The organism is Streptomyces sp. NPDC000880, assembly GCF_053599675.1.
In genome coordinates this window covers 23,644-34,881 of record NZ_JBSFMS010000020.1, presented here as the reverse complement: position 1 = coordinate 34,881, position 11,238 = coordinate 23,644, and the positions used below count along the sequence as shown (strand labels likewise).

The window sequence follows — 11,238 nt, the reverse complement described above, 5'->3', positions numbered from 1 at the left end:
GGTGCCGTCGACGGGCGGGGCGGGCGCGTGATGGTCCTGGGTGGTGATGGTGCCGTCGACGGGCGGGGCGGGCGCGTGATGGTCCTGGGTGGTGATGGTGCCGTCGACGGGCGGGGCGGGCGCGTGATGGTCCTGGGTGGTGATCTCTTCCTGAATCTGCTCGTTGCTGCTCATGGTCTCCCCCATGGGATTGCCCGACTTGATCAATTGAGGCCTTCTGCCCGGAGACTCCCCCGAGAGTCGCCGGACAGAAGGCCAGGGGGACCGCTGGCCCCACACGGGGGTGGAGGTCCCAGGTGATCCGTCTGCCCCCCGACGCGACGGATCGAATGCTGTTGAGCATGTCGGACGAGCATAAACAATCGATGAACGCCCTGGCCGGAGCTCTCAGGCCGCGCCGCTGAGGGGGGCGAGCAACTCCCGTACTTCCTTGGCCTCCGAGGCGCCCAACTGCTCGTGCAGGGACAGCGCTTCGCGCCAGCAGGCACGCGCGCGGTCCGCTTGGCCCAGGCTGTCCAGCGCCTTGCCAAGGGTGGTCAGCACGTTGGCCCGGGTCCGGTCGCCGCCGATGCATCCGATAGCGAGCGCCTGCTCGGCATGCTGGGCTGCCCGCGCCGCGCGGCAGGCCGAGAGGTGGGCCTGCGCGATGCGGAAATGCGTGGTGCCCTCCCACAGGCGCTGCCGGTTCGCCTCGAACCGGTCCAGTGCCTCGGCCAGTTGTTCCAGCGCCTCGGTATGGCGCCCGGCCTGGGTGAGCGCGACCCCGAGGGCGTAGCGCGCATTGGCCATCCGGAGCGGGTGTCCGATCCGGTCGTACATAGCGATACCCTGCTCGGCCAGTGCGATGCCCTGCGCGGTGTGGCCCGTGGCGACGTGGATGCGCGAGAGGTTGCACAGAGCGCTGGCCTCACCGGGAAGGTTCCCGTCGGCGCGTGACCCCTCCCTCGCCCGGCGCAGGTGTGCCTCGGCCTCCTCGTTGCGCCCCTGTATGAAGGCGATGATGCCGCGGTCGTTGTCGGACCAGTACACGGGCGCCGGGTCATGAGCGCCGCTCGCGAGCGCGGCCGCCTGCTTGGCCTCCTCGTCCGCCTCCTCGTAACGGCCCGCCACCAGATGGACGTTGGTCACGGAAGTCCGCGCGCGCCCCTCGGCGCGGGCGTCGCCGACGGCACGTGCCGCTTCGAGCGCCGCGAAGGCGACGGCCTCGTACACCTTGGAGTTCGCGCCGGACTCCGCCAGATCCTGTGCCGCCCAGAGCAGATCGACCGCGGGGCGGAGCCGCGCTGCCCCACCGGCAGCCTGCCGAGCGCAGGCCAGGAGGCAATGCGCCTCGGCGTAGAACCAGTCCTGCGCGTCCTGCCGCTCGGTGAATTTGAGACCCGCCTGGCCGGTCGCCTCCAGGTGGTCCACCAGCCGGTCGCCCGGGCGCTCTATGGCGTACACCTTCGCCGCCGTCGCCAGATAGAAATCAAGCAGCCGCGACAGCGCCAACTCCGTCTCCTCAGGCGGATGTTCGTCCCGCTCCGCGCACGCACGCGCGTACAGCCGTACAAGGTCGTGGTACCGGTACCGCCCCGGTGCCGCCGACTCCAGCAGGGACGTGTCGACCAGCGCCTCCAGCAGGTCCTCCGACTCCTGGAGCGGCAGTTCGAGCACCGCGGCGGCCGCGGCGAGCGAGATGTCCGGGCCGTCGGCGAGGCCGAGGAGGCGGAAGGCGCGGGCCTGGGCCGGCTCCAGTTGGCCGTAGCCGAGTTCGAAGGTGGCCTTCACCGCGAGGTCCCCGGCCTGGAGTTCGTCCAGGCGGCGGCGCTCGTCCGCGAGCTTCGCGGCCAGGACGGACACCGTCCAGGTGCGGCGCGCGGCCAGCCGGGATGCCGCGATACGGATCGCGAGCGGCAGGAACCCGCACGCCGCGACCACATCGAGCGCCGCCTCGCGCTCGGAGGTGACCCGTTCCTCGCCGACGATCCGGGTGAACAGCTGGAGCGCCTCCTCCGGCGACATCACATCGATGTCGACGAGGTGCGCGCCTGCCAGGTCGACCATCCGGACGCGGCTGGTGACCAGGGCCGCGCAGCCTGCCGTACCGGGCAGCAGGGGGCGGATCTGCGCGGCGTCGCGCGCGTTGTCGAGGAGGACCAGGATGCGGCGGCCGTCCAGCGTCGAGCGGTAGAGCGCCGCCCGCTCGTCGAGGGTGTCCGGAATGGCTGAGTCCGCGGTGCCGAGCGCGCGCAGAAAGGCGCCGAGTACGGTCTCGGGCTCGGCCGCGCGGTTGCCCGCGCCCTGCAGGTCGACGTACAGCTGGCCGTCCGGGAACTGCGGCTTCGCCTCGTGCGCCACATGGACCGCGAGGGTCGTCTTGCCGACGCCCCCGATGCCCGCCAGCGCCGAGACGGCCATCACCGAGCCGTCGGCGGTGGCGAGCCGGCCGCCCAGTTCGCGTACCAAGGAGGTGCGTCCAGTGAAGTCCGGTACGGTGGCCGGAAGTTGGGCGGGACGGGTGACCTGAGGGTCCGGGGCGGGCTCCTCGCTGGGGCGGGCCAGTTTCGCGTCGGCCTGCAAAATGCGTTGCTGCAGCCGGGAGAGTTCGGGCCGCGGGTCGACGCCCAGCTCCTCGGCGAGCAGGCGGCGGGTGTCCGCGTAGACGGCGAGCGCCTCGGCCTGCCGCCCGCTGCGGTACAGGGCCAGCATCAGCAGCTCACGCAGCCGCTCCCGCAGTGGGTGCGCGGCGGTGAGCGCGGTCAGCTCCGAGACCGCCTCCGCATGGCTGCCGACCTCAAGGTCGAGGTCGAGCCGGGTCTCCAGGAGCTGGAGCCGCCACTCCTCGAGGCGGGCCCGGTGGTTCTCGGCGTACGGCCCGGGCACATTGGCCAGCGGCTCGCCGTCCCACAGGCCGAGCGACTTGTTGATGAGCACGCGGGCCTGGCCGCGGTCCCCGGCGGCACGGGCCTTCTCCGCCTCGGTGGCCAACTCCTGTGCCACCGCCAGGTCGAGGGCATCGCGCCTGACCCGTATGGCATAGCCGCCCGACTCGCTGACCAGGGCGTTCACGGAGAGTACCTTGCGCAGCCGGGACGCGTAGGTGCGGAGCGCGGCGAGCGCCTGCGAGGGCGGGTCGTCGCCCCAGATCGCGTCGATCAGCTCGGAGGCCGTCGCGGTGCGGCCGTCGCGCAGCAGCAGTGCGGCCAGCAGGGCGCGTTGCTGAGGCGATCCGGACGGCAGGCTCTCCCCGCCGCGCCAGGCGCGTACCGGGCCGAGCACGCTGAAGCGCAGTTCGCTGACGCCGCTCTGCGCCGGAGCGCGCTGCTCCGGTACGCGTGGCCCGCTGTCACGGTCCATAGCTGCCCCCTGCCCACATACTGCCGTAATCGCCCTCGACAGTCTGCCTTGTGCATGGCGGCCCCGTCAGCAACGGGACACTTCCTCCTCGCCTCTGCCCCTGCCCGGCTGCGTGCCAACCCGCGCCGGTAACGGTGGTGTGTGATCTTTGTGAAGTGGCGGTGCTCAAAAGCGGTACACCTCACCCGGGTTGGCCTTTTCGGGCGCGAGCAGCCCGGGCGCGGTGCCGAAGGTGCAACCGCGCTTCTTCAGCTCGTCGATGGCTGCACGACATCTATGACGGGACCGTGTCCGCCGTCCCCGAGGATGATGCCGTCGCGCCAGGGGGCGTACGGGCGGTGGCCTTCTCCGAGATCCCCCCCGCACCTCGGCCTGCCGTCCATCCACGCGGACGAGTGGGACCCCTTCCTGCGGGCGTGCGTTGCTGAGGATCTTCCTGCCCATTCCGCCGGCCGCGTGCACGCCAGGGGTGCAGCACCGGCTCCGACGGCATCGTCACGGTACGGCAGCGCAGTCAGCGTGCAATGGGATGCCGTCGGCCGTGGCCTCGCTCGAAATCACAAGATGCGAATACGTCAACTGACCGATGCGGTCGAGACGTAGTGATTTCTACGATTCTTGCCCTCAGGTCCTTGATCTCGACGCACATCGGTAGGCAGCTCTTCGAGGAGTTTCGACGATGACCGAGCGCGCCCTCAAGCACGACCGCACCGTATCGGCTCAAACCGAGTCGGCCGGCCGAACTCGGGGGCGGCGCCCGCGATTTCTGGTTCGGAAACACGGCGCGGCTCGGTTTTCGGACCGGGACCATCTCTGTCGGCAATCAACTCGGACGTCATGTGGCACAAACAGAAAAAGGAGTGATGCTATGTCAAAGCTTCGCCGCTGTTTCATGCTGATTTCCACGCTCGTCGCCGGAGTCGCGCTCAGCGGCTGCAGCCTGAAGGCCAACAACGCGACCTCGGCAGCGCCGAACGCCGTGTCGCCCTCGGCGGTCGCGGCGGTCGCGGGGTCAGCGAAACTCACCGGTAAGAAGGTCGGAATTTCGATCGGCGGCACGGACAACCACTGGAACCGAACGGTTTTCGACACGCTCATCGCCACGGTGAAGCAGCTTGGCGGCACGCCGATCGCCGTGCAGGCCCAGCGCAGCCCGACCCAGCAGGTCGCGGATATCGAGAACCTTATCTCCCAGAAGCCCGCTGCGATCGTGGCCATCAACGGCGACCACAAGGCTCTCGATCCGGTGTTCAGGAAGGTGCACGACGTAAACATTCCGTTGTTCACCGTGGAGATGGCCCACCAGTACTCCATAAACAACGTGGCGTCGGATCAGTACCAGGTCGGCGAGACCGAAGCCCGGACGATGTTCGAGGGCATCGGCGGGAAGGGCAACGTGCTGCTGTTCAACGGCCTGCTGCAACTTCGGGGTTGCGAGTTGCGCTACAACATGATCCTCGAGGTCCTCAAGGACTATCCGGACGTGCATCTCATCAAGCCACAGTTGCAGGACGTCTTCGTCGGTACCGCCGAGGACGCGCGTAAGAAGATGACCGACGCCCTCCAGCGCTACCCGAAGGGCACGGTCAATGCCGTGGCCAGTGTCTGCTGGGACATCCCCTCGATCGGTGCGGAGCAGGTGATCAGGGCCGCCGGCCGGACCGAGATCAAGATCTACGGGGTCGACGGTGACCCGAAGGCCGTCTCCCTGATCGCGGACCCGAACAGCCCATACCAGGCCACGGTGGCGCAGCAGCCCGCCAAGCTCGGGGCCCAGTCGGCAATGAACATCGCCGCGTACCTCGCCGGCGAGAAGCTGCCGCGCACGACCTACTTCAACCCGATCCTGGTGACCAAGGAGAACGTCGCACAGACCCAGAAGCAGCTCGGATTCTAGTCATGACAGCGAACACAGAAACCCTCTCAGAAGACAGCGGCCGTCCCGACGGCGCCGCCCCCATGCTGCAAATGCGCGACATCGGTATCGAGTTCCACGGCGTGGTGGCACTCGACGGAGTGGATCTCGAGATTCTCCCCGGGGAGGTGCACGGCCTCCTCGGGGAGAACGGGGCGGGGAAATCCACCCTGATCAAGATCCTCTCCGGCCTCTACCGGGCGAGTCGCGGGAGAATCCTCATCAACGGAAGTCCGGTGTCGATCACCTCGCCGGCGGCAGCTGCGGACCACGGGATCCACGTGATCCACCAGGACCGGCAGTTGGTACCGACGCTGACGGTCGCCGAGTCCCTCTATCTCGGCCGGGACGAGGACACCGCCGGTCCCTGGCTTAACCGGAGGGCACTTCAGCGGCGAGCCACCCGGGACATCCACGAACACCTCGGTGTCTCCATACCGGGGGGAGCCCTCATCGGGGAACTCTCCGTCGCCGAGCAGCAGCTGGTACAGATCGCCCGGGCCGTCATGGCCGCACCGTCGGTGCTGATCCTCGACGAGCCCACCGCCCCGCTGGCGCATCGGGAGGTCGACCGGCTGTTCGGCATCATCGGGGACCTGAAGGCGCGTGGGATTTCCATGATCTATATCTCGCACTACCTCGATGAGATCCGGCGGACGTGCGACCGGGTGACGGTGCTGCGCAACGGGCGGAACGCCAGTGTCATGCGGATGGCCGACACCACACTGGAACGCATCGTGCAAGCCATGATCGGCCGCGACGTCGAGGAGTTCCCCGAGCGGCCGGCTCGTATCGAGGACAGCCTGGTGCGCCTGCGCGTGTCGAACCTGATCTCGCGGGAGGGCCTGGATGGGGTGTCGTTCGAGGTGGCCGCGGGCGAAATCGTCGGGGTCACCGGTCTCATCGGTTCCGGCGCGGACAAGCTGGGGAAAGCACTGTTCGGGCTCGCGCCGGCCAGCGGTCTGGTCGAGATCGAGGGGCGTCGCGTGGCACGACGTACTCCTCGCCGGATGACCAGCCTGGGCGTCGGCTTCGTACCGGCCGACCGGCGCGGGGAAGGCGTCGTCACCCGGATGTCGATAGCCGAGAACATCACGATGTCCGCCCTGTCCAGGTTCACTCGGTTCGGTCTACTGAACCGGCGGGCCGAGGCAAAGGCGGCTCAGGAGTCGATCTCGCGCCTGTCGGTCGTACCCAGTCGCATGACTGTCGCCACGCGTGACCTCTCCGGCGGCAACCAGCAGAAGGTCGTACTGGCCAAGTGGCTAGTCGCAAAGTCCAAGATCTTCATCCTCGACCAGCCGACGTCCGGAGTGGACATCGGCAGCCGGGCAGCCATCTACGACATCATCAGCGCACTCGCGGCAGAGGGTGCCGCGGTCCTGGTCATCACCCAGGACTTGTCGGAGCTCGTGGGCCTGTCCGACCGCATCCTGGTGATGTACCGCGGCTCGATCAGGCGCGAGTACAGCCGTGGTGAAGCCACAGACGGCGAGATCCTCGCGGCCTCGACGGGTGCGGATGTGGCGGAGGTGGCAGCGTGACCACGTCTACGACAACTCTTGCCCCCGCGGATCGGCCAGTCCACCCGCGGAAGGCCCCCGGGTTCGACATCAGGAAGATCCTGCCGTTCGGCGGTGCTGCAGTGCTCCTACTGGCGGTCGGGTTCTTCAGCCTGCAGTCCCCTCAGTTCCTCACCGAGAACAACCTGCTCAACATTCTCGTCCAAGGCGCTGTGGTGGCGGCCGGCGCCATCGGCCTCGCGGTAGTGGTGATCGGCGGCGGCGACGACGTGATCAGCGGTGGCATCGATCTGTCCATCGGCGCGACCATGAGTCTTGTCGGCACCGTGATCGCCGCCCGCCTGGCGTCGGGAACTTCGCTCGGCGCCGCACTGGCGGTGGGACTCGCCACGGCCGTCGTCGTGGGAGTGGTGAATGCCGCAGCTGTCGTCCTCGGCATCCGCCCGCTGTTGACCACCCTCGCGACGGGGGCGATCGCGGGCAGCGCCGACCGTCTTCTCTCCAACAACCAGCAAATCCCGATTCAGAACGGCTTCTTCATCTGGCTCCGCGACGGCGGGCTGTTCGGCGTTCCGGCTCCCGTCCTCATTCTGGGTGCGGTCTTCCTGACCGCGTGGGTCGTGGTGTCGTTCACCCGGTACGGGGTTCGGCTCTACGCCGTGGGTGGAAACCCCATCGCCGCCAAGGTCGCCGGCATCCACACATCCCGGTACGTCGCCGCGACCTACGTGGTCGCTGCCCTGTGCGCGGCGATCGCCGGAGTACTGGTTACCGCCCGCAGTTCCGGCAGCATCCCCGGTGCCGGGCAGCCGCTGCTGCTGGACGTCATCCTGGCTGCTTTCATCAGCGCCATCTTCTCCCGCCGCCTCGTGGTCAACATCGTCGGCACGGCGGTTGGCGCCATGTTCGTCGCCGCGCTGAGCAATGGCTTCACCCTCGTCAATATCCCGACCTTCTGGACAAGTGGCGTCAAGGGGACTCTCATTCTGATCGTCGTCGCCGTTTCAGCGTTCCGTGGCCAGGAGCGAGTCTCATGACCCTGACCACGAGCAGGCCGAGTAACTCCGAGTCAACCGGCAAGCTGACCGGCGTTGCGCAGCCCCGCCGCCTCATCCTCCACCTGTTGGGGCGCTATCTGGTGATAATTGCCCTCGTCGGTATCGTTGTCTACTTCTCGTTGGCGACACCTTCGTTCACCACGGGCAACAACCTGTCCAACATCCTCAGCCAGTCGGCGCTGCTGGCGATCGTCGCCACCGCGATGACGGTCGTCGTCCGAGCCGGCGGCATCGACCTGTCCGTCGGGGTGGCCCTCGACCTGGGCGCCATGGTGGCCGTCGGGTTCCTGCAGAACGGCTACATCGCGAGCGTGGCCGTCGTGGCAGGCCTGCTTACCGGGGTGGCCGTGGGCGTGGCGAACGCCGTGTTCATCCTGGTCCTGCGGATCAGCCCGTTCCTTGCCACCCTCGCCACGTTGTTCATCGGGGAGAGCATCCAGCAGGTGGTGACCAGCGGCGGAAACCCGACATACCTGTTGCCGGCGCAACTGCCGGCGGGCTTCAACATGTTCGGAAAGGCGACCGTCGCGGGCCTCGACGTGGCGATCGCCATCGCCGCGGTGGTCCTGCTCGTCGGGTGGTTCCTGCTCGAACGGTTCCGGGTCGGCCGGGCGTTGACCAGCGTAGGCGCGCAGGGCAAGGCCGCACTCGCGTCCGGGATCGCCGTCCGTCGGGTGTCGCTGTTGGCCTACGTCTTCAGCGCCACGCTCTGTGCGCTCACCGGCATCATCTTGGCGTCCCGACTGTCGGCCTACATTCCGCTCTCCGGTGGCTACTACATGCTCGACAGCATCGCCGTCGTCTTCATCGGGACGACCCTGCACCGGGAGTACCGGCCGAACCTGCCGGGAACCCTGCTCGGAGTCCTGGTCTTCGGCGTACTCACCAACGGGCTCAACCTCATGGGCGTGTCCGCCGACTGGCAAGGCGCCGTGCGAGGACTGGTCCTACTCGGCGTCCTGGGCCTGACGATCGTGCTGTCGAAGCGCCGCGCGGTGAGTTGACCGCGAAGCCGGTTGGTGACCCGGCCGGCGGACAGAACCTTTTCTCTTTTCTCACGCGAGAGGTTTCGAACCATGGAATCAAGGTTGAGCGGCTACACAGACCGGCTTTCCTACCAGGCTGGCGACGTGGTAACCGTCTGCGCATCGTCCCCGCAGGCCGAGGTCCACGTCGACCTCGTACGGTTGGTGGCTGCGCTCGGTCCCGATGGGCAGATGCATGAGGAACCCGAGCCGGTCCCCTGGTCCGAGGCGGGTTCCTACCCGACGGCCTCACAGGAGACGTGCATCGGCTCGTTTGCCGTGGGCATCGATCCGCTGCCGTCCCATGGGGCGCAGGAGTACACGATCGGGTCTTGGATCTGGCCGACGCGCCTGGACCGCGCGGGTACGCAGAGCATCGTCAACGTCGAAGGTACGGACGGCAGGTCGGTGACGCTGGGCGTCGAGCACGGCAGGGCGGTGCTCATACTGCAAGACGGGGACCAGGAGACGCGCGTCCAGGTGGACACCCCCTTCAACGAACGGCAGTGGCACTTCGTGCGGGCCGTCGTTAGTGCTGAGGAGGCCCGGATCGTGGTCAGCCCACTCGACCCGCTCTACGGCGTGGCCGCCCAGGCCCAAGTGAACCTGTCCGCGCCGGTTCCGCTCCCCGGCAGCGGCACGGTCTGCCTGGCCGCGGCCGGGGCGGAAGACGTCGAGACCGTCGGTGGCGTCGTCCGCGGGCGGGCTCGCGACCACTTCAACGGGAAGATCGAGGCACCGTTCATCCTGGCCGGTGCGCTGCCCGCGGAGGTGGACGAGCGGCTGGCACGCGGCGAGACAGCCTTGTTGGGAAGTCTCGGCGAGGCGGTCCTGGCCGCCTGGGACATGGCGCTCCACCAGGGTGACGACTTCAACGTCGTTCGCTCGTACCGTCAGACGGGTGGGCCCGCGCGGCTGGTGAACGTGCCGACCCGGGCCGTCACCGGTCTGCACTGGACCGGTCGCGAACTGGCCTTCCACGCCGCTCCCGAGCAGTATGCGGCGGTCCACTTCCACGACAGCGATATCGCCGACATGGGTTGGACGCCGACGCTGTCCGCCCCGCTGCCGCAGACGCTGTCCAGCGGCGTGTATGGCGTACGCCTGTCGGCGGGCGGGAAGACCGACACCCTGCCCGTCGTCGTGCTGCCGGCCCCGGACCGGCCGCGGGCCGACGTCGTGGTGCTCCTGCCGACCTTCTGCTACCTCGCGTACGCGAACGAGCGCCAATTCGAAGGGGAAACAGCGAACTCGATGCGGGACGGCGAGATCCATCCCTCCGAGGCCGACCTGGCACGGTCACAGAACACGCTGTACGGGCTGTCCATGTACGACCACCACCCGGACGGCAGCGGAGTCACCTTCTCGGCGGCGCGCCGGCCGATCCTCAACATGCGCCACGACTACGCGAACTGGCTGGTGGAGGCTGGTCGAGCTTTCTCCTCGGACATGTACCTCATCGAGTGGCTCGAGCGTCGCGGCGTCGCCTATGACGTCATCACCGACCTGGAGCTGCACGAACAGGGCATCGAGGCGCTAAAGCCCTACGGGGTGGTGATCACCGGGTCGCATCCGGAGTACTACTCCGAGCGGATGCTGGACAGCATGACCGAGTTCCGCGACTCCGGCGGAAGCATCATGTACCTGGGCGGTAACGGCTTCTACTGGGTCACCGAGGTCTACTCCCACGATCCGCTGGTCGTCGAGGTGCGTCGCGGTCATGCCGGAGTCAGGTCATGGGAGTCTCTGCCCGGTGAGGCGTACGTGCTGACCACCGGACAGCCGGGCGGGCTCTGGCGCCACCGGGGACGTGCCCCGCAGAAGCTCGTGGGCGTCGGTTTCACCGGACAGGGCTTCGGCAGCGCCCGGCCGTACCACCTGTCTGAGGCCGCGCACCGTCCGGACCTGAAGTGGATCCTGGAGGGTGTGGACGAGGACCCGGTCGGGGACTACGGCCGGGTGATGGGCGGCGCGGCCGGCGACGAACTGGACCGGGCCGACATCTCGCTGGGCACCCCACCGGACGCGGTGGTCCTCGCTTCCTCACGCAACCACACGAACTACTACCAGCGGGTGGTGGAGGAGATCGTCATGGGGCTGCCCGACCACCACGGAGGTATGCAGGACCCGCTGGTCAGGTCCGACATCGTGTACTTCAAGTGCCCCGGCGGCGGGCAGGTCTTCTCGGTGGGCTCGATCGCGTGGTCCGGCGCACTGTTGGTGAATGACCACGAGAACGGCATTTCCCGCATGACGGAGAACGTCCTCCGACGCTTCATCACCGGCGATTGAGTCGTTTGACGGTCGTCAGCGGGCCATCCGGGGTGGCCGGATGGCCCGCTGGTCAGAGGATGGGAAAAAGAAGTGCCGCCTGCCTG

6 protein-coding genes are annotated in these 11,238 nt (G+C 68.1%); 5 read left to right on the top strand and 1 reads right to left on the bottom strand.

Going from position 1 to position 11,238, the window contains the following annotated elements:
- Positions 1–387: 387 nt before the first annotated feature.
- On the bottom strand, positions 388–3,339 hold the full coding sequence (locus tag ACWDO5_RS09600; RefSeq protein WP_450529771.1) for an AfsR/SARP family transcriptional regulator: 2,952 nt from the start codon (positions 3,337–3,339) through the stop codon (positions 388–390).
- 868 nt (positions 3,340–4,207) lie between these two features.
- Between ACWDO5_RS09600 and ACWDO5_RS09595 the strand changes: the two genes are divergently transcribed.
- The 5 genes from ACWDO5_RS09595 to ACWDO5_RS09575 all read left to right on the top strand — a co-directional run bounded on the left by ACWDO5_RS09595 (position 4,208) and on the right by ACWDO5_RS09575 (position 11,152).
- Positions 4,208–5,236 (top strand): substrate-binding domain-containing protein, encoded by a 1,029-nt coding sequence (locus tag ACWDO5_RS09595; protein WP_450529770.1) that lies wholly within the window; start codon positions 4,208–4,210, stop codon positions 5,234–5,236.
- A gap of 2 nt (positions 5,237–5,238) precedes the next feature.
- On the top strand, positions 5,239–6,798 hold the full coding sequence (locus tag ACWDO5_RS09590) for a sugar ABC transporter ATP-binding protein (RefSeq protein WP_450529769.1): 1,560 nt from the start codon (positions 5,239–5,241) through the stop codon (positions 6,796–6,798).
- On the top strand, positions 6,795–7,814 hold the full coding sequence (locus tag ACWDO5_RS09585; protein ID WP_450529768.1) for an ABC transporter permease: 1,020 nt from the start codon (positions 6,795–6,797) through the stop codon (positions 7,812–7,814). The genes ACWDO5_RS09590 and ACWDO5_RS09585 overlap by 4 nt, the downstream gene beginning before the upstream one ends.
- Complete coding sequence (locus ACWDO5_RS09580; RefSeq protein ID WP_450529767.1) at positions 7,811–8,839, top strand: ABC transporter permease; 1,029 nt, start codon at positions 7,811–7,813, stop codon at positions 8,837–8,839. Before ACWDO5_RS09585 ends, ACWDO5_RS09580 begins: the two co-directional genes overlap by 4 nt.
- Before the next feature lie 84 nt (positions 8,840–8,923).
- On the top strand, positions 8,924–11,152 hold the full coding sequence (locus tag ACWDO5_RS09575) for a N,N-dimethylformamidase beta subunit family domain-containing protein (protein WP_450529766.1): 2,229 nt from the start codon (positions 8,924–8,926) through the stop codon (positions 11,150–11,152).
- Positions 11,153–11,238: the final 86 nt, after the last annotated feature.

Excerpts from the sequence above, each read along its gene's own strand:
- ACWDO5_RS09590 (WP_450529769.1), top strand. The coding sequence starts at position 5,239 with ATGACAGCGAACACAGAAACCCTCTCAGAAGACAGCGGCCGTCCCGAC.
- ACWDO5_RS09580 (WP_450529767.1), top strand. The coding sequence starts at position 7,811 with ATGACCCTGACCACGAGCAGGCCGAGTAACTCCGAGTCAACCGGCAAG.
- ACWDO5_RS09595 (WP_450529770.1), top strand. The coding sequence starts at position 4,208 with ATGTCAAAGCTTCGCCGCTGTTTCATGCTGATTTCCACGCTCGTCGCC.
- ACWDO5_RS09600 (WP_450529771.1), bottom strand. The coding sequence starts at position 3,339 with ATGGACCGTGACAGCGGGCCACGCGTACCGGAGCAGCGCGCTCCGGCG.